Here is a 17,373-nt window from a genome sequence, read left to right on the forward strand (position 1 = left end):
GAGGTTGTGATGAATACTTTTTCACTACAAACCCGTTTGTACAGCGGCCCTGGAAGCCTGAAAGTGCTTGGCCGCTTTACGGACAAGCACATCTGGATTATCTGCGATGGTTTTCTCGCCCGTTCGCCGCTGATTGATACGCTTCGCGAGGCGATACCGGCAGATAACCGGATCAGCATCTTCAGTGAGATTACGCCCGACCCCACTATCGGAACCGTCGTTCAGGGGATTGCACAAATGCAGTCCCTGCGCCCCGACGTGGTGATTGGTTTCGGCGGCGGCTCCGCGCTGGATGCCGCGAAAGCCATTGTCTGGTTCAGTCGTCAATTTGATATTGATATTGAAACCTGTGTGGCGATCCCAACCACCAGCGGAACCGGATCGGAAGTGACCAGCGCCTGCGTGATAAGCGATCCGGAGAAAGGCATTAAATATCCGCTGTTCAATAACGCGCTCTACCCGGACATGGCGATCCTTGATCCGATGCTGGTCGTCAGCGTCCCACCCGCCATTACCGCCAATACCGGAATGGATGTGTTGACGCACGCGCTGGAAGCCTATGTGTCCACGCGCGCCAGTGACTTTACCGACGCACTCGCGGAAAAAGCCGCTCAGATAGTCTTTCAGTATCTGCCTGTCGCGGTTCGTAAAGGCGACTGCCTCGCTACACGCGGCAAAATGCACAACGCCTCTACGCTGGCAGGGATGGCCTTTAGCCAGGCTGGACTGGGGCTGAACCACGCCATCGCCCACCAGTTAGGCGGTCAGTTCCATTTGCCACACGGTCTGGCGAATGCCCTGCTGCTGGCGTCGGTGATCCGCTTCAACGCGCACGATCCGCGAGCGGCTAAACGTTACGCCCGGTTCGCGAAGGCCTGTCATTTATGTGCTGACAGCGCCAATGAAACGGCGAGCGTGAACGCGCTGGTGCAGCACATCGAGCAACTGAAAAAAGCGTGTGCTATCCCAACCCTTGCCGTGGCGCTTAAAGAACAAAAACAGAACTGGTCAACGCGCATTCCGGCAATGGTTCAAGCCGCGCTGGCAGACGTGACGCTGAAAACCAACCCCAGAGCGGCGGATGTCGGGGCCATTCAGGAACTGCTTGAGGAATTGTTATGAATACCGCCCTGAATGATAAACCAGACGTCCTGGATGCGCCGACGCTCGTTGAACGCGTTCGTGCGGCAGGCATTGTGGGGGCTGGTGGTGCCGGTTTTCCGACGTATGTCAAACTCCAGGCTCAGGTGGAAATTTTCCTCGTCAATGCAGCCGAATGCGAGCCGATGCTGAAAGTCGATCAGCAACTCATGGCGCAGCAGGCAGCGCGTCTGATTCGCGGCGTACAGTATGCAATGAAGGCCACCGGCGCCTGCGAAGGGATCATCGCCCTGAAAGAGAAGTACCAGCCAGCGATTACCGCCCTGACGCCGCTTTTACCTCCGGCGATCAGACTGCACATTCTGCCTGATGTTTATCCGGCAGGCGATGAAGTACTGACCATCTGGATGGCGACGGGTCGCCGCGTTCCCCCCGCTGCGCTGCCGGTCAGCGTGGGCGTGGTGGTCAATAACGTACAAACCGTACTGAATATCGCCCGCGCGGTCGAACAGCACTATCCGGTGACGCGCCGCACGCTCACTATCAACGGCGCTGTTGCTCGTCCACAGACCGTGACCGTCCCCATCGGTATGTCCTTACGCGACGTGCTGGAGATGGCTGGCGGCGCGACCATCGACGATCCCGGGTTTATCAACGGCGGACCGATGATGGGAAGCCTGGTGACGTCACTGGACGCGCCGGTCACGAAAACCACCGGCGGACTGCTGGTTTTGCCGAAAACACATCCACTGATTCAGCGACGTATGCAGGATGAGCGCACCGTGCTATCGGTGGCGAGAACAGTCTGTGAACAGTGTCGCCTGTGTACCGATCTCTGCCCGAGGCATCTCATCGGTCACGAGCTCTCTCCGCATCTGCTGGTGCGCGCAGTTAATTTCCATCAGGCCGCCACGCCACAGCTGTTGCTCAGCGCCCTCACCTGTTCTGAATGTAACGTCTGTGAAAGTGTGGCCTGCCCGGTAGGTATTTCACCTATGCGGATTAACCGGATGCTGAAGCGCGAGCTACGTGCACAGAATCAGCGCTACGAGGGGCCGCTCAACCCGGCCGATGAGATGGCGAAATACCGTCTGGTGCCGGTAAAACGACTCATCGCCAAACTGGGGCTGACACCGTGGTATCGGGAAGCGCCATTAATCGACAGCGAGCCCGTTGTTGAGAGAACGACGCTGCTGTTGCGCCAGCACATCGGCGCCAGCGCGGTGCCCTGCGTTCAGAAAGGCGAGCGTGTCGCGCGTGGTCAGTGCGTCGCTGAAATTCCGCAAGGTGCGCTCGGCGCGCCTGTTCACGCCAGTATTGACGGCATTGTCTGTGAGGTAACAGATCAGGCCATCATCGTTGTAAGAGGTTAACCATGTCTCAGGCCATAGGTATTTTAGAACTCACCAGCATTGCCAAAGGGATGGAAGCAGGCGATGCCATGCTGAAAAGCGCCAATGTGGCTCTGCTGGTCAGCAAAACCATTTGTCCGGGTAAGTTTTTGCTCATGCTGGGCGGCGACGTCGGCGCAGTACAACAGGCGATCGAGACCGGAAATGCGCTCGCTGGCGAGATGTTGGTCGACAGTCTGGTGTTACCCAATATTCATGCCAGCGTGCTTCCCGCGATTAGCGGACTGAACAGCGTGGACAAACGTCAGGCGGTGGGGATTGTTGAAACCTGGAGCGTAGCAGCCTGTATCAGCGCGGCTGACCGGGCGGTGAAGGCGTCCAACGTTACGCTCGTGCGCGTTCATATGGCGTTCGGTATCGGAGGTAAATGCTACATGGTGGTCGCGGGTGATGTCTCCGATGTCAACAACGCGGTCGCGGTTGCCAGTGAGAGCGCGGGTGAAAAAGGCCTGCTGGTTTATCGTTCAGTGATCCCTCGCCCGCACGAAGCGATGTGGCGTCAGATGGTGGAGGGATGATGGAAAGGCAACCGACCACGGATCGCATGATCCAGGAGTACGTCCCCGGCAAACAGGTCACGCTGGCGCATCTGATTGCGAATCCCGGCAAAGACCTGTTCAAGAAGCTGGGGTTGCAGGACAGCGTCTCGGCGATTGGCATTCTCACCATCACGCCAAGTGAAGCATCCATTATTGCCTGCGATATCGCGACGAAATCCGGCGCAGTCGAGATCGGCTTTCTTGACCGCTTCACCGGTGCGGTGGTGTTAACCGGCGACGTCTCGGCGGTGGAATACGCTCTGAAACAGGTTACGCGCACGCTCGGCGAAATGATGCGCTTCACAACCTGTTCCATCACGCGGACATAGCGTAATGCAGCGCATGATGTTAATTGGCCCCAGCCAGTGCGGTAAGACCTCGCTGACGCAGTGTCTGCGCGGCGAGGCTCTCGCGTATCAGAAAACGCAGGCGATTGTCTGGTCTGCCAAAACCATCGACACGCCTGGCGAATATCTGGAAAACCGCTGTCTTTACAGCGCGCTGCTGGCGAGTGCCTGCGAGGCGGATGTCATTGCGCTCGTGCTCAACAGCGATGCTCAGTGGTCACCTTTTTCCCCCGGTTTTACGGCACCAATGAACAGACCGGCGTTCGGCGTTGTGACCAAATCAGATTTAGCGGACCCGCAGAAAATTGCGCAGGTCACAGGTTGGCTGGAACAGGCTGGCGCAGAACGTGTGTTCGTGACCAGCGCCGTCAACCATTCCGGACTCGATGAACTGTTTGCCTTTCTGAACCAAAAGGAATCTTCATGTCTCACAAAATAATGGCGATCAACGCGGGCAGCTCGTCCCTTAAATTTCAGTTACTGGACATGCCGCAGGGTGATTTGCTGTGTCAGGGGCTGATTGAACGTATCGGCCTGCCGGATGCCCGGATCACCCTGCAAGCGCAGGATCAAAAATGGCAGCAGACCACCCCGGTTGCCGACCATCGCGAGGCGGTGACCCTGCTTCTCGAAATGCTGATCAGCCACGGCATTATTACCAGCCTGCAGGACATCGAGGGGGTCGGCCATCGTGTGGCGCATGGCGGGGAATCGTTTAAAGATTCTGCGCGCGTGACCGATGAATCACTGGCGGAAATTGAACGCCTTGCCGAACTGGCGCCCTTGCACAACCCGGTTAACCTGCTCGGCATCAACGTGTTTCGCCAGTTGCTGCCCAACGTGCCTTCGGTTGCCGTGTTTGATACCGCGTTTCATCAAACGCTGGAAGAGCCAGCCTATATCTATCCGCTTCCGTGGCGGTATTACGCAGAGTTTGGTATCCGTCGCTACGGTTTTCATGGGACCAGCCATAAGTACGTCAGCGCGACGCTCGCCGAAAAACTTGGCGTCCCGCTTAGCGCGCTGCGGGTCGTGTGTTGCCATCTGGGCAATGGCAGCAGTATTTGCGCGATTAAAGGCGGTAAGTCGGTTAATACTTCGATGGGCTTCACCCCACAGTCCGGCGTGATGATGGGTACCCGCAGCGGGGATATCGACCCATCCATCTTGCCGTGGGTTGCGCAACGTGAAGGCCAAACGCCACAGCAACTTAACCACCTGTTGAACAATGAATCCGGACTGCTAGGTGTTTCAGGCGTCTCGCATGATTATCGTGACGTTGAGCAGGCTGCTGACGGCGGAAATCCCCGCGCCGCGCTTGCCCTGTCACTGTTTGCAGAGCGTATTCGCGCCACGATTGGCAGCTATATCATGCAGATGGGGGGTCTGGATGCGCTGGTGTTTACTGGAGGTATCGGGGAAAACTCAGCGCGCGCCAGAGCGGCAATCTGCCAGAATCTGCACTTCCTGGGTCTGATCGTAGACGAAGAAAAGAATCAGCGTAATGCGACCTTTATTCAGGCGGAAAACGCCATGGTTAAAGTGGCGGTCATCAACACCAACGAAGAGCTGATGATAGCCCAGGATGTGATGCGGATTGCTCTCGCAGAATCAGAAAGTATCGCCGTGTCGGCCTGAGTTCGCGCCGCGCAAATTGCGGCAAATCATGGTAATAGCGCAATCGCCATGACACTATGCGCCGAGGATTGCAGATCAGAAAGGTGATAACGTGGCTGTTGCGCAGTGCCCCGCGTCGTGCGGTGAACTTATTCAGGGCTGGATAATGGGCAGCGAGAAACTGGTCTCCTGCCCGGTTGACTGGTACAGCACCGTCGAGGTCAGCACCGGTTCCCCTCTGGCGGATGAGCGCCCTCTTTCGCGGGCGATGGTCAACCGACTTCTTGAACACTGGGACTACCCTGCCTACCTGAGTCAGGATATCCGTGTTTCGATCCATTCAACTATCCCGATTGCCAAAGGCATGGCCAGCAGTACGGCGGATATTGCCGCAACCGCTGTCGCCACCGCGCAGCATCTGGGCCATCAGCTGGATGAGTCCACCCTCGCGCAACTATGCGTCTCGCTGGAACCGACGGACAGCACCGTTTTTCAGCAACTGACGCTGTTTGACCACAACGACGCATCAACGCAAATCCCCTGCGATGCTCAACCGGCGCTGGATCTTCTCGTACTGGAGAGTCCGCAAACTTTACGCACCGCGGATTATCATCGCATTCCCCGGCAGGCAGGTTTACATGCGGGCGCACCGGCGCTGAAGCGGGCATGGGAAAAAGTACAGGAAGCCTGTGCGGAGCAAAATCCTTATCGTATGGGAGAAGCGGCGACGCTGAGCGCTATTGCCAGCCAGATGCTGTTGCCAAAACCGGATTTCGACGCGCTATTGTCGCTGGTTGAAGAGTGTGGTTTATACGGCGTGAACGTGGCGCACAGCGGCAGCGTCGTCGGACTGATGCTCGACAGACAGCGACACGATGTTGATTACGTTAAGTGGTTACTGGCAAGGAACAGACTGACTGAGCACTGGCCGGAACAGCATTTATTGCGAATGGTCAGCGGTGGCGTAAAACGACAGTGAGGATCGCCTGACGGATCCTCACTGCTGGCAAAACGTTACTCCGCTTTCGCGTCGCCGTTTTTCATTTCACCCATCGCCTTCAGCTTTTTGGAGATGTCGCGACGTTCTTTGGATATCTCTGCATTTTTGATGATGTAGTCATCAACGCGATCTTCATAGTCGCTTTTCATGCTGGCGATGATGCCCTGAATAGCTTCAACACTCATCCCCGGCTTGATGTAATCGCTCAGGTTGTCCAGCAGCAGAACACGTTTCTGGTTGTCACGGATCTTTTTCTCAACGTCCTGGATTTCACGCTGCAGTTTGTTTTTACGACGGAACAGACGGACAAATTCCAGCACGTCCTGGAAAGATGGCTTGGTAGTTTCCATTTTTACACCCCTGATAATGTGAGAGTCGGATTCGTTTAAACGATAGGGCTAACATTACTTTTCGCAGCCGCAAATGACAATGGCTTCATTCTGGTTTCCATCATACCCTTATTCCTTGCTGAATCGAAGCAGCCAGGGCAGCATTCCCCTTACCTGCTTTTTATTTGCGCAGTGCGCGACAGATAAGATGCGACAGCAGCTCCAGTTGACGGGCGGTTTCCAGGCTTAGCCAGACATAGCCATGAATCGGCGTTTCAGCCACATGATGTTCATCGTGCTGACGGATCAGCGTGCGCAATTCGTTAACGATCTCGTTCAGTTTTTCGCTGTTGGCGAGAATCGGCTGCGGATTACCTTCGAACAAGGCATGGGCAATCGTCAACAGCGCCTGCTGGGTCATTTGCTGCGTTTCCCGCAGCGTATGGGCATTGAGCATGACGAAATGGCTTTCACGGGTCGCCCACAGGGCATTGATCTGCAATTCGAGCATGCAAACCAAATTACGATTGACGGTCTGAATGGCTTCAAAAATAGATTTCTGGATGCGCGTCTCTTTGCTCGCCGGCGTAATAAGTCCGCGCATTTTTACCACGTCACCTAATAGCTGTTGCAGATGTTTATCCAGACGGGGACGTTCTAACAGATTAGGCGACAGCGCGGCCTGATACACCCGGTTATAGGCCGTCACGCAGTGCGCCAGTTGGATGCGCCAGTGAATGAAGGCGCGCTGCGGCCAGATTCCGGTGAACAGCATGGCGAGGAGCGCCCCCAGAATGACATCGCCGCCGCGCCAGAGTGCGGTCTCCATATCGCCAGCGGGCGCACCCACGACGACAGCAAGCGTGATGCCAATCAAGAGCGCCTGATACGGTTTTTTTCCTAACGCGAGCCATCCACACAGGAACATAGCTGCCGCACACCAGAGCAGCATCAGTGGCAATGAGAATAGCTCAAGACGCAGCGCCACCAGGCCCAGCACCGATCCGAGGATCGTACCACCAATCCGCTCCCAGGCACGGGGAACCACGTTTCCCCAGAACGAGATCGGCCCCATAATCACCACCAGCGTAATCAAGGGCCATGTCCCTTCCGGAATGTTAAATAAACGAACAAGCAAAAAAGTCAGGATGAAGGCCAGTGCAATGCGAATACCATGCACAATGCGGTAATGGCGATACAGGCGGATTTCAAATGGACTCAGTGACTTGTCGGCACGCACTCATGCACTCCGTCAGGAAAAAGCAAAAAATAATTGTACCTGTTTTTACGCGCAGAAGTTCACTGTGGCGGACAGGACATCTCGCTAAGCGTAGTCGCTCCGCGCCGGTCCGCCTGGTTTTAGGCTTACTTCGTGGCAGGTTGCACCGCGATATACATCTCGATATCCCAGTAACCGTCTTCGCAACCGTTATTCAGATAGACTTCAAAGCAGGGTTTGCATGCCATTTCATATGCCTTGTCCTGCATCAGGCTATTGAAGAACTGATACCACGGCGTGGCAAAATCATTATTTTCGACGCGTGCAACTGCCGTCGCATATTGACCGCCGTCGATTTCGCTGAGCGTCACGCCTTCGCTGTTTTCCGGGATGACAAAATCAGCAGGCACGGAAACGACCGTACTACAGCGCAGTTTTTCGGCGGGCACTTCATCCGGATTGTCGAAGTAAACGGCGATCCACTCCTGCGCCACAACCTGCTTGCCATCGACCCACATCATCAACTGGTCAAAGCCTTGTTTCACCGTTTGCTCCCACGGTCCCACCAGGTGGAAACCTGCAACGGTGCGCTTATCAGCGTTTCTGATCTCGTAATTCATGTTGCCTCCATCGTTACACTGTATTTATATACAGCATAACGAAGACTAAACCGCCGTCACAAGCACTTTGTGGTTATTATGTGAGCGGAACCGAACTCCTGCCAGTCTCTGTCAGTACGATTCAGACTTTGTGATGGAAATAATCACTCAGACGGGAGAAGACGCCTCCCTTACCGACGACTTCCAGCGTGACCAGAGGCCAGTGAGCGACCAGTTTGTCGCGGTCGTAGAGTTCAATTTCCCCGACCCGTTGATTGGCGGCAAGCGGCGCTTCCAGTTCCTTCTTATCCAGGATGTACTTCGCTTTGATGTGCGGGATTTCCGCCTTTGGCAGTGCCATCCAGAAATCGTGTTCGGTACCTAACGCGATTTTCTCTTTATCACCGTACCAGATACGCTCCGTTCCGACCTGCTTACCGCTGCGCAGGATTTGCACCGTGTCGAAATTTTGTTGTCCCCAGTGCAGCAGTTTACGTGCCTGCTCCTCACGCCCTTTTGGGCTATTCGCGCCCATCACCACGGCAATCAGTCGGCGCTGACCGTCCACCGCAGAAGCAATCAAATTGAACCCCGCGCCTGAGGTGTGCCCGGTTTTCAGGCCATCAACGTTCATGGTTTTATCCCACAGCAGTCCGTTACGGTTTTGCTGGGTAATACCGTTCCAGGTGAGGCTTTTCTCACTGTACATGTGATAAAACGCCGGCTCACCATGAATGATTGCCCGAGACAACACCGCCAGATCGTAAGCTGAACTGTGCTGACCAGGGGCATCCAGTCCGTGCACCGTCTCAAAATGAGTGTCCCGCAAATTGAGCTTCTTGACGTAATTGTTCATCATCGCGACAAACTGCGGTTGTCCTCCGGCGATATAGTCAGCCAGCGCCACGCAGGCGTCGTTACCGGAATCAACAATCAACCCACGGCTTAAATCGCGCACGGACACCCGGTCCCCTTCTTTGAGGAACATCAATGAGGATCCGGCGAACACCGGGTTGTCCTTCGCCCACGCGTCGCGTCCCACGGTGACAATGTCGTCCGGGGTAATGCGCTGGCTGTCAATGGCGCGGTCAACCACGTAACCGGTCATCAGCTTGGTCAGGCTGGCAGGATTGCGCTGCTGATGTTCATTACCCGCCGTGAGAATTTGCCCCGTGGTGTAATCCATAAGCACCCATGAACCGGCTTCAATGCCAGGTGGCGGTGGCGCAAAGTCAGCCGTACCGGCAGCAAGTGCAGAAGAGAGATGCATCGCGAGTAAAGAAGCGGTAATAAACAGACGGGGTTTCAACAGCATGTCCTCAGACGTTTCAAAAGAGCCGTCCTTTTTACGGAAATTCTGATAAACGAACAGGGAATAATTGCAAGAAAATGTGACTTATCGCACATTATTCCCTGTTTGATTGATCCGTTGCACCTTATCTCCAGCCGCTTTCTGTCTTTCTTCTCTGTGAGTCAGGCTGATTACCACGCCGAATTTTGGTACTCTGTGCAGTCCAGGCAGCGCGCAACCAGAAGTCACGGAACCCACTTATTTATGAATGACGGCAAGCAACAACCCACCTTTCTCTTCCACGATTACGAAACCTTTGGCATTCATCCGGCGCTCGACAGACCTGCGCAATTTGCCGCTCTGCGTACCGATAGCGAATTCAACATCATCGGTGAACCTGAGGTTTTTTACTGCAAACCGGCGGATGACTATTTGCCCCAGCCTGGCGCGGTGATGGTCACCGGAATCACCCCGCAGGAAGCACGAGAGAAAGGTGATAATGAAGCTGCGTTTGCCGCGCGGATCCACGCCCTGTTTACGGTGCCGAAAACCTGCATTATTGGCTACAACAACGTGCGCTTCGACGACGAGGTTACGCGCAACGTGCTGTACCGTAACTTCTACGATCCCTACGCCTGGAGCTGGCAGCATGATAATTCGCGCTGGGATCTGCTGGACGTGATGCGCGCTTGCTACGCCCTGCGCCCGGAAGGCATCAACTGGCCGGAAAATGACGACGGCCTCCCCAGCTTTCGCCTGGAGCATCTGACGAAAGCAAACGGTATTGAGCACAGCAACGCGCACGATGCGATGGCGGATGTCTATGCCACCATTGCGATGGCGCAACTGGTGAAGTCACGGCAGCCACGTCTGTTTGAGTATCTCTATACGCACCGCAATAAGCACAAGCTGGCCGCGCTGATTGACGTGCCGCAAATGAAACCGCTGGTGCATGTTTCCGGCATGTTTGGCGCATGGCGCGGCAACACCAGTTGGGTTGCACCGCTGGCCTGGCATCCGGATAACCGTAATGCGGTGATCATGGTCGACCTGGCCGGTGATATTTCGCCGTTGCTGGAACTGGACAGCGACACCCTGCGCGAACGTCTGTACACCGCCAAAGCCGATCTGGGCGATACCGCCGCCGTGCCGCTGAAGCTGGTGCACATCAACAAATGCCCGGTGCTGGCGCAGGCGAACACGCTGCGCCCGGAAGATGCCGACCGTCTGGGGATTAATCGCCAGCACTGTCTCGATAATCTGAAAGTCCTGCGTGAAAATCCGCAGGTGCGTGACAAAGTGGTCGCCATCTTTGCCGAAGCCGAGCCGTTCACGCCGTCTGACAACGTCGATGCCCAGCTTTATAATGGTTTCTTTAGCGATGCTGACCGTGCGGCAATGAAAATTGTGCTGGAAACCGACCCGCAAAACCTGCCGGCACTGGACATCACCTTTGTCGATCCACGTATTGAGAAACTGCTGTTCAACTATCGGGCGCGTAATTTCCCCGGCACGCTGGATGAAGCGGAGCAACAGCGCTGGCTGGAGCACCGTCGTCAGGTCTTTACGCCGGAATATTTGCAGCGCTACGCCGACGAGTTGCAGATGTTGTATCAGGAATATGCGGATGATAAAGAGAAGCAGGTACTGCTGAAGGCGCTGTGGCAGTACGCTGAAGAGATCGTCTGAGAATCGCCCTCCGCGCCACGGCGGAGGGCCTGTTATCACGCTTTCTGGACGGTGATGCTCCAGGCGGCATCGCCAACCTGCTGATAATCTGTAATCGCATGCCCTTCTTCAGCAGCCCACTGTGGGATCGCTTCTGTCGCCTGTGTGCAGTCAAACTCAATTACCAGTTCGTCACCGCTCGCCATTTCAGCCAGCGCGGCTTTTGCTTCAATCAGTGGGAACGGGCAAACCTGTGTGACCACGTCCAGTTTTTTAATCGCCATCATTAATCCTTACGCTTAATTTGCCGCAGCGGTTGCCAGACGGGCTTTACGCTGCGGTCGAACAAACACAATCCATGACGCGGTCCAGACGCCAAGGATCATAAATACCAGGCCAATCCAGCCCTGCCAGGTCATCATCGCCGTCATCACCAGACCGTTACCGATAGAGCAACCACCGGCAATACTGGCGCCAAATCCCATCAGGATCCCGCCGAAGCCGCTGCGCAGCGTGGTTGCCGCATCGGCAGCCCGCACGCGGAATTCACGACTGGCTTTCGCCGCGATGAACGAACCAAGGAAAATCCCCAGCACCAGGAAAACGCCCCAGTTAAGGAATTTGCTGTCTCCCGCCACCAGGAACTGCAGAATGTTAGCCGTCGGCGAGGTGATCCCGAGTCCAAACATACGCCCGGTAGCTTCGCTCAGCGGCCAGGCCAGCAGCGCGATAAGACCAATCAGTACCGCCGTCACGAACGGATGCCAGCGTTTTTCAAACAAAATATGTGCAAGCCCGGTACGACGCGGCGGCAAAGAGGCGACTTTCAGCTTTGGCTTTTTCAGCTCTTTACTGACTACCCAGAGCGTCACCACCAGCAGAACGGCGATCAGCGGCCAGACGGAGAGGTTCAGCGTATCAGCAATGGAGTTGTGCTCCGTGCTGTACGTTTTTAACGTCTGGTTTAAACCGCTGGCATGGGATGAACGCATTACCGCGCTCATCACCATGTAGGTCGCCAGTGCTATCCAGCTGCCGATCAGCCCCTCACCCGCACGATACCAGGTTCCGGTGGCACATCCGCCCGCATAGACAATTCCAATCCCGAAGATATAACCGCCAACAATGGTACCGAGCCACGGGAACGCGCCCGCATCGTAACGAATCACTCCCGCCTGAATCAGCGCAAAGGCACCGACGCTCTGCAAGGAAATCGCAATCAGCAGCGCATAAAACATACGGTTGTTTTTAGCGATATACATGTCGCGGAAACCGCCGGTCAGGCAGAATCGACCACGTTGCATTACAAAGCCCAACAGCGCGCCGCAGATAACTCCGCTTAAAATCATTGAAAACATAAATTCATTAGCCTGAAGAATATCAATCAGGAAATTATTCCTGAGCATGCGGCCGGGAACCAATAACGAAATTCTCTAATTTAGAACGAATGGTTATGAATAATGACGGGAAATAAACCAGCGACATAAAAAAAGCCGGAGTGGTTAACTCCGGCTTCCTGCCCGGTGTCGCTTCGCTTACCGGGTCTACAAACCTTATGAATTACTGGGCGATATCTTCGTACTGCGGAACCGGGTTGCGGAAACTTTTGGTCACGCAGGCCAGATACACCAGACCAATACCGGCCCAGATCAGCCCCAGAACCATAGAGCTCTCTTCCAGGTTGATCCACAGCGCCCCAACAGTCAGCGCGCCACATACCGGCAGCACCAGATAATTGAAGTGGTCTTTCAGCGTCTTGTTGCGTTTTTCGCGGATCCAGAACTGTGAAATCACAGACAGGTTCACGAAGGTAAACGCCACCAGCGCACCGAAGTTGATCAGCGCCGTCGCCGTCACCAGGTCAAATTTAATCGCCATCAGCGCAATTGCCCCCACCAGCAGCACGTTCCATGCCGGGGTACGCCACTTCGGATGAATGTAACCAAAGAAGCGCGTCGGGAATACGCCGTCACGGCCCATCACGTACATCAGACGAGAGACGCCTGCGTGTGCCGCCATACCGGACGCCAGAACGGTCACGCTGGAGAAAATCAGCACGCCCCACTGGAAGGTTTTACCCGCCACATACAGCATGATTTCAGGCTGAGAGGCATCCGGATCCTTAAAGCGAGAGATATCCGGGAAGTACAGTTGCAGGAAGTAAGAGGCACCGATGAATACCAGGCCGCCAATCAGCGCCGTCAGGAAGATAGCCTTCGGGATCACGCGCTCTGCATCTTTGGTCTCTTCAGACAGCGAAGAGATACCGTCAAAGCCCAGGAACGAAAAGCACAGAATCGTTGCTCCAGTAATCATTGGCACGACGTGCGCGCCTTCCGACCAGAACGGACGCGTGCTGGTCAGCGTACCAGCGCCTTCACCGTTCGAAACGCCGTAGATGATCAGGCCAACAATCACCGCCACAATGCCCATCTGCAGGATCACAATCAGGGTATTGAAGTTTGCCACGGTCTTGATGCTGCGCAGGTTGGAGATGGTCATAAAGGCCACCAGCGCGACAACAAAGATCCACGACGGTACGGATGGCACCAGCGCTTCAAAGTAAATTTTTGCCAACAGGATGTTGATCATCGGCATGAACAGGTAGTCCAGCAGAGATGACCAACCAACCATAAAGCCAACGGTCGGACTAATGGATTTCTGGGCATAGGTATACGCCGAGCCAGCGGACGGGAAACGGCGAACCAGTTTACCGTAGCTCAACGCAGTAAAGAGAATAGCGACCAGCGCAAAGGCATACGCCGTTGCAACGTGACCGTCAGTGAGGCCTGAAACGATACCAAACGTATCGAACAGCGTCATTGGCTGCATATAGGCAAGGCCCATCATGACAACCGGAATCAGCGTAAGCGTTTTACGCAATTCCACGCGAGAGGTTTTTGGAGTAGCGTTATGCGACATGGTCATTCCCCTTTACGGCGAATGCCGTCGCGTAAGCAAAAAATTGCCCCATCTTCTGGATTCCTCAGCGACAACAACTGTCGGTTTTTAGTAAATATCTATCCGGTACGAAGCCCGGCCTCTTTGTATGAATGATTGGTTTGATGCAAAAAAATAACCGACGCGTATTAAAACGTCGGTTAATGTCATTTTTTGCAAGCGGCGCATTGTGCACTAAAATGAGGCGAAAAGACAAGAGAATGAGTAGCTTGTCGCGAACTATTTTTTCTTAAATGTTTGATTTTTCGCTATCGTCTTTTTTATAGATCCCCGCAATAGCACTATTTGCTAAAATCGCGTCCCGCCACCAGGCGCTGGCGAGCCCCGCCGTCTGCTCATTCCACCCCATCCATACTGGTTCAAAGAGAATTTGCGCCGCCACTTTTTTCTCGATCAGCGCCCCACTTTCCAGGAAGCGCTGCGCCAGATAACGCGGAAGATAACCGCATCCCAGACCGCTGATTTGCAGTTCCAGTTTGGTTTTAAAATCGAAGACGGTGATGGCCTCTTGATCGTCAAGCAGTTGCGTCGCCGTTGCAGCAGCGAGAGGCGAACTGTCGCCGACCACAATCGCGCGATAGCGTTTGATGGTACTGCGGCTCAGCGGCTCGGCTTCTTCAGCCAGCGGATGGTGTGGCGCAACGGCGAAAATCTGTTCCAGCTCACCCAGGCGCGCAACGCTAAAGTCGCTGGATGAAGGAGGTTCATGCATCGCGCCAACAATAATATCCGCCCTGCCCTGGATCAGCGCATCCCACGATCCCCCCAACACGCCATTAATGAATTTCAGGCGCGTGACGCTGTGGTGCTGATAAAAGGATTCAATCAGGGGGGCGAGCAGGGAAAAAGGAAAGGTATCGTCCACGCCGATCACCAGTTCATTTTCCCAGCCTTCGTGGAGTTTTATCGCCTGCTTTTCCAGTTCCCGCACGGTATGCAGAACTTCTCGCCCTTTCTCTAACAGCATATGCCCCGTGCGCGTGAACCGGGCGCGATGGCCACTGCGATCGAGGATCTGAATGTTGAGGTCGCTTTCCAGACGGTGGACGGTATAGCTAAGAGCTGACGGCGTCTTATACAGTTTGGCGGACGCCGCCGCGAAGCTGCCCTCTTTCTCAAGGGCATCAAGGATGATGAGCACGTCCAGCAGTGGTTTCATACACGCCCCCTTGCGTTGTATGGCGACTAACTGCTGGCGGTATGCATTACTCCAACGGCATCACCAGCGGATCGGGATACTGGTATTCAAACCCAAGCTCATTACAAATCCGGCTGCCATCGATAATTTTACCTTTACCGTTATCCGCTGAATCGCGGAACTGCGGCGGCTCCATTCCCAACAGACGCGCCATCTGCGGATAAAACACATTGCGTGCAGGATGCGAAGGCGCACATATATTATAGATGTGTCCCCCTTTCGGTGCCTGTAACAGCAGCGTAATGGCGGCAATCACATCTTCCAGATGCACCAGATTGACGCCGTGTTCGCCGTCAGGCGCGGTTTTGCCCGCGAAGAAGCGACCTGGATGACGCCCCGGCCCTACCAACCCGGCCAGTCGCAAGATATCAACCGAGGTACCCGGTAAATTATGCAGCCAGTCTTCCAGCTCTTTTAACACACGGCCGCTGGCGGTGACCGGATTGCGCGGGGTTCCCTCTTTTACCGTCCCCTGGACATCACCATAGACGGAGGTCGAACTGGTAAAGATAATGCGCGGAATACGATACGCCAGCGCGCTGTCCACCAGCTCCTGCATCGCCTGCAAATAGAAGTCCTCTCCCGGACCGCTGCGTCGAGCCGGTAAGGTAATCACCAGCGCATCGACATCCATCAGCGCATCCAGATCGTCTGTTTCACACACCAATTCAGGCTCGAGCCGTAGCGGATATCCTTCGATCCCGCTCATTCTGGCCGCTTCCACGCCATCCTGGGTGGTTTTGCTCCCCGTCACCTGCCAGCCTCTGGCAGCGAGCTGCATCGCCAGCGGCATGCCTAACCATCCTAAACCGACAACTGCGACCTTTTTCATCCGTTTTCTCCTGACTCCAGCACTATGTCTATAAGGCTACGCCAGCGTTTTAAGACTGACAATTCATACTATAAATAGGAATTAAAAAAAGCGCTTGCTTTAAGGCGTTAAAGTGGTTTAGGTTAAAAGGCATCACATGAATAAGCATTCATCGAGAATTTTATGACACGCGTTCAATTTAAACATCACCATCATCACCATCATCCTGACTAGTCTTTCAGGCGATGTGTGCTGGGAGACATTCAGATCTTCCAGTGGTGCATGAACGCATGAGAAAGCCCCCGGAAGATCATCTTCCGGGGGCTTTTTTTTGGCGCGAAATTCAGACAGGTTCAGACAGGATAAAGAGGAAAAGAGAATGTTAGACAACAGCCGTTTACGCATAGCTATTCAGAAATCAGGTCGTTTGAGCGATGACTCACGCGAATTACTCGCCCGCTGTGGGATTAAAATTAATTTACACACTCAGCGCCTGATTGCGATGGCAGAGAATATGCCAATTGATATTCTGCGTGTGCGTGACGACGATATCCCCGGTCTGGTGATGGACGGCGTGGTTGACCTGGGCATCATCGGTGAGAACGTTCTGGAAGAAGAACTGCTGAACCGCCGCGCCCAGGGTGAAGATCCGCGCTACTTTACGCTGCGTCGTCTCGACTTTGGCGGTTGCCGCCTTTCCCTGGCAACGCCGGTGGATGAAGCCTGGGATGGCCCCGCCGCGCTGGATGGCAAGCGCATCGCCACCTCTTATCCGCACCTGCTCAAACGTTATCTCGACCAGAAAGGCGTCTCTTTTAAATCCTGCTTGCTGAACGGTTCTGTGGAAGTGGCTCCGCGCGCGGGCCTCGCCGATGCCATCTGCGATCTGGTCTCGACCGGCGCGACCCTGGAAGCCAACGGGCTGCGCGAAGTCGAAGTGATTTACCGTTCTAAAGCCTGTCTGATCCAGCGTGACGGTGAGATGACCGACGCCAAGCAGCAACTGGTCGATAAGCTGCTGACCCGTATTCAGGGCGTTATCCAGGCTCGCGAATCGAAATACATCATGATGCACGCGCCAAGCGAGCGTCTGGAAGAGGTCATCGCGCTGCTGCCAGGCGCCGAACGCCCAACTATTCTGCCGCTGGCTGGCGATCAGCAACGCGTGGCGATGCACATGGTCAGCAGCGAAACCCTGTTCTGGGAGACGATGGAAAAACTGAAAGCGCTCGGCGCCAGTTCGATTCTGGTGCTGCCAATTGAGAAGATGATGGAGTGATG

20 protein-coding genes and 1 other annotated feature are annotated in these 17,373 nt (G+C 54.9%); of the genes, 10 read left to right on the forward strand and 10 right to left on the reverse strand.

The window, feature by feature from the left end:
- Window positions 1-9: 9 nt before the first annotated feature.
- The 7 genes from KI228_RS13890 to KI228_RS13920 all read left to right on the forward strand — a co-directional run bounded on the left by KI228_RS13890 (window position 10) and on the right by KI228_RS13920 (window position 5,995).
- Complete coding sequence (locus tag KI228_RS13890; protein WP_054176332.1) at window positions 10-1,122, forward strand: 1-propanol dehydrogenase PduQ; 1,113 nt, start codon at window positions 10-12, stop codon at window positions 1,120-1,122.
- Window positions 1,119-2,474: a 4Fe-4S dicluster domain-containing protein gene (locus tag KI228_RS13895; RefSeq protein WP_044267056.1), complete on the forward strand. Its 1,356-nt coding sequence runs from the start codon at window positions 1,119-1,121 to the stop codon at window positions 2,472-2,474. The genes KI228_RS13890 and KI228_RS13895 overlap by 4 nt, the downstream gene beginning before the upstream one ends.
- 2 nt (window positions 2,475-2,476) lie before the next feature.
- Complete coding sequence (gene pduT / locus KI228_RS13900) at window positions 2,477-3,031, forward strand: propanediol utilization microcompartment protein PduT (protein ID WP_061069951.1); 555 nt, start codon at window positions 2,477-2,479, stop codon at window positions 3,029-3,031.
- Window positions 3,031-3,381 (forward strand): propanediol utilization microcompartment protein PduU, encoded by a 351-nt coding sequence (gene pduU / locus KI228_RS13905; RefSeq protein WP_042318179.1) that lies wholly within the window; start codon window positions 3,031-3,033, stop codon window positions 3,379-3,381. Before pduT ends, pduU begins: the two co-directional genes overlap by 1 nt.
- A gap of 4 nt (window positions 3,382-3,385) precedes the next feature.
- Window positions 3,386-3,838 carry a EutP/PduV family microcompartment system protein gene (pduV, locus tag KI228_RS13910; RefSeq protein WP_061069950.1) on the forward strand — a complete coding sequence of 151 codons (453 nt, stop codon included), beginning with the start codon at window positions 3,386-3,388 and terminating at the stop codon, window positions 3,836-3,838.
- Entirely contained in the window at window positions 3,823-5,037 is a 1,215-nt protein-coding gene (locus tag KI228_RS13915; protein ID WP_061069949.1) for an acetate/propionate family kinase, read from the forward strand. Before pduV ends, KI228_RS13915 begins: the two co-directional genes overlap by 16 nt.
- A 91-nt stretch (window positions 5,038-5,128) precedes the next feature.
- Window positions 5,129-5,995 carry a GHMP family kinase ATP-binding protein gene (locus tag KI228_RS13920; protein WP_061069948.1) on the forward strand — a complete coding sequence of 289 codons (867 nt, stop codon included), beginning with the start codon at window positions 5,129-5,131 and terminating at the stop codon, window positions 5,993-5,995.
- Between the two features lie 35 nt (window positions 5,996-6,030).
- On the opposite strand, the gene KI228_RS13925 is transcribed toward KI228_RS13920, so the two are convergent.
- The 4 genes from KI228_RS13925 to dacD form a co-directional block, all read right to left on the reverse strand.
- Window positions 6,031-6,366 carry a DUF496 family protein gene (locus tag KI228_RS13925; protein WP_042318175.1) on the reverse strand — a complete coding sequence of 112 codons (336 nt, stop codon included), beginning with the start codon at window positions 6,364-6,366 and terminating at the stop codon, window positions 6,031-6,033.
- Window positions 6,367-6,526: 160 nt separating this feature from the next.
- On the reverse strand, window positions 6,527-7,585 hold the full coding sequence (locus KI228_RS13930) for an FUSC family protein (RefSeq protein WP_043000222.1): 1,059 nt from the start codon (window positions 7,583-7,585) through the stop codon (window positions 6,527-6,529).
- A gap of 125 nt (window positions 7,586-7,710) precedes the next feature.
- Complete coding sequence (sbmC, locus tag KI228_RS13935) at window positions 7,711-8,184, reverse strand: DNA gyrase inhibitor SbmC (protein ID WP_044267048.1); 474 nt, start codon at window positions 8,182-8,184, stop codon at window positions 7,711-7,713.
- A gap of 121 nt (window positions 8,185-8,305) precedes the next feature.
- A complete protein-coding gene (gene dacD, locus KI228_RS13940; RefSeq protein WP_061069947.1) occupies window positions 8,306-9,478 on the reverse strand; it encodes a serine-type D-Ala-D-Ala carboxypeptidase DacD in 1,173 nt (390 codons plus the stop codon).
- A gap of 240 nt (window positions 9,479-9,718) precedes the next feature.
- On the opposite strand from dacD, the gene sbcB reads away from it, so the two are divergent.
- Window positions 9,719-11,143, forward strand: coding sequence for an exodeoxyribonuclease I (gene sbcB, locus KI228_RS13945; RefSeq protein ID WP_043000219.1), 1,425 nt, complete (start codon window positions 9,719-9,721; stop codon window positions 11,141-11,143).
- Between the two features lie 35 nt (window positions 11,144-11,178).
- On the opposite strand, the gene tsuB is transcribed toward sbcB, so the two are convergent.
- The 6 genes from tsuB to KI228_RS13975 form a co-directional block, all read right to left on the reverse strand.
- The gene (gene tsuB / locus KI228_RS13950; RefSeq protein WP_000985275.1) at window positions 11,179-11,406 is read right to left on the reverse strand and encodes a thiosulfate utilization sulfurtransferase TsuB/YeeD; all 228 of its coding nucleotides are present in this window, start codon (window positions 11,404-11,406) and stop codon (window positions 11,179-11,181) included.
- Between the two features lie 15 nt (window positions 11,407-11,421).
- Window positions 11,422-12,480 (reverse strand): thiosulfate utilization transporter TsuA/YeeE, encoded by a 1,059-nt coding sequence (tsuA, locus tag KI228_RS13955; RefSeq protein WP_212807480.1) that lies wholly within the window; start codon window positions 12,478-12,480, stop codon window positions 11,422-11,424.
- Window positions 12,481-12,682: 202 nt separating this feature from the next.
- Entirely contained in the window at window positions 12,683-14,044 is a 1,362-nt protein-coding gene (locus KI228_RS13960) for an APC family permease (protein ID WP_044258725.1), read from the reverse strand.
- On the reverse strand, window positions 14,034-14,096 hold the full coding sequence (yoeI, locus tag KI228_RS13965; protein ID WP_099433339.1) for a membrane protein YoeI: 63 nt from the start codon (window positions 14,094-14,096) through the stop codon (window positions 14,034-14,036). Before yoeI ends, KI228_RS13960 begins: the two co-directional genes overlap by 11 nt.
- Before the next feature lie 216 nt (window positions 14,097-14,312).
- Window positions 14,313-15,242: a LysR family transcriptional regulator gene (locus tag KI228_RS13970; RefSeq protein ID WP_212807481.1), complete on the reverse strand. Its 930-nt coding sequence runs from the start codon at window positions 15,240-15,242 to the stop codon at window positions 14,313-14,315.
- Window positions 15,243-15,288: 46 nt separating this feature from the next.
- Complete coding sequence (locus KI228_RS13975; RefSeq protein ID WP_061069897.1) at window positions 15,289-16,113, reverse strand: SDR family oxidoreductase; 825 nt, start codon at window positions 16,111-16,113, stop codon at window positions 15,289-15,291.
- Window positions 16,114-16,275: 162 nt separating this feature from the next.
- On the opposite strand from KI228_RS13975, the gene hisL reads away from it, so the two are divergent.
- On the forward strand, window positions 16,276-16,326 hold the full coding sequence (gene hisL, locus KI228_RS13980; RefSeq protein WP_001364200.1) for a his operon leader peptide: 51 nt from the start codon (window positions 16,276-16,278) through the stop codon (window positions 16,324-16,326).
- Window positions 16,302-16,425, forward strand: a sequence feature (His leader region). (Overlaps the previous gene by 25 nt.)
- Window positions 16,426-16,471: 46 nt before the next feature.
- Window positions 16,472-17,371 carry an ATP phosphoribosyltransferase gene (hisG, locus tag KI228_RS13985; RefSeq protein ID WP_043000214.1) on the forward strand — a complete coding sequence of 300 codons (900 nt, stop codon included), beginning with the start codon at window positions 16,472-16,474 and terminating at the stop codon, window positions 17,369-17,371.
- Window positions 17,372-17,373: the final 2 nt, after the last annotated feature.

The organism is Citrobacter amalonaticus (assembly GCF_018323885.1).
Lineage (GTDB): Bacteria > Pseudomonadota > Gammaproteobacteria > Enterobacterales > Enterobacteriaceae > Citrobacter_A > Citrobacter_A amalonaticus.

Bases quoted from the DNA above. Each gene is read 5' to 3' on its own strand.
- KI228_RS13890 (WP_054176332.1), top strand. From the start codon at position 10: ATGAATACTTTTTCACTACAAACCCGTTTGTACAGCGGCCCTGGAAGC.
- KI228_RS13895 (WP_044267056.1), top strand. From the start codon at position 1,119: ATGAATACCGCCCTGAATGATAAACCAGACGTCCTGGATGCGCCGACG.
- pduT (WP_061069951.1), top strand. From the start codon at position 2,477: ATGTCTCAGGCCATAGGTATTTTAGAACTCACCAGCATTGCCAAAGGG.
- pduU (WP_042318179.1), top strand. From the start codon at position 3,031: ATGGAAAGGCAACCGACCACGGATCGCATGATCCAGGAGTACGTCCCC.
- pduV (WP_061069950.1), top strand. From the start codon at position 3,386: ATGCAGCGCATGATGTTAATTGGCCCCAGCCAGTGCGGTAAGACCTCG.
- KI228_RS13915 (WP_061069949.1), top strand. From the start codon at position 3,823: ATGTCTCACAAAATAATGGCGATCAACGCGGGCAGCTCGTCCCTTAAA.
- KI228_RS13925 (WP_042318175.1), bottom strand. From the start codon at position 6,366: ATGGAAACTACCAAGCCATCTTTCCAGGACGTGCTGGAATTTGTCCGT.
- sbmC (WP_044267048.1), bottom strand. From the start codon at position 8,184: ATGAATTACGAGATCAGAAACGCTGATAAGCGCACCGTTGCAGGTTTC.
- dacD (WP_061069947.1), bottom strand. From the start codon at position 9,478: ATGCTGTTGAAACCCCGTCTGTTTATTACCGCTTCTTTACTCGCGATG.
- sbcB (WP_043000219.1), top strand. From the start codon at position 9,719: ATGAATGACGGCAAGCAACAACCCACCTTTCTCTTCCACGATTACGAA.
- tsuB (WP_000985275.1), bottom strand. From the start codon at position 11,406: ATGGCGATTAAAAAACTGGACGTGGTCACACAGGTTTGCCCGTTCCCA.
- tsuA (WP_212807480.1), bottom strand. From the start codon at position 12,480: ATGTTTTCAATGATTTTAAGCGGAGTTATCTGCGGCGCGCTGTTGGGC.
- KI228_RS13960 (WP_044258725.1), bottom strand. From the start codon at position 14,044: ATGTCGCATAACGCTACTCCAAAAACCTCTCGCGTGGAATTGCGTAAA.
- KI228_RS13970 (WP_212807481.1), bottom strand. From the start codon at position 15,242: ATGAAACCACTGCTGGACGTGCTCATCATCCTTGATGCCCTTGAGAAA.
- KI228_RS13975 (WP_061069897.1), bottom strand. From the start codon at position 16,113: ATGAAAAAGGTCGCAGTTGTCGGTTTAGGATGGTTAGGCATGCCGCTG.
- hisG (WP_043000214.1), top strand. From the start codon at position 16,472: ATGTTAGACAACAGCCGTTTACGCATAGCTATTCAGAAATCAGGTCGT.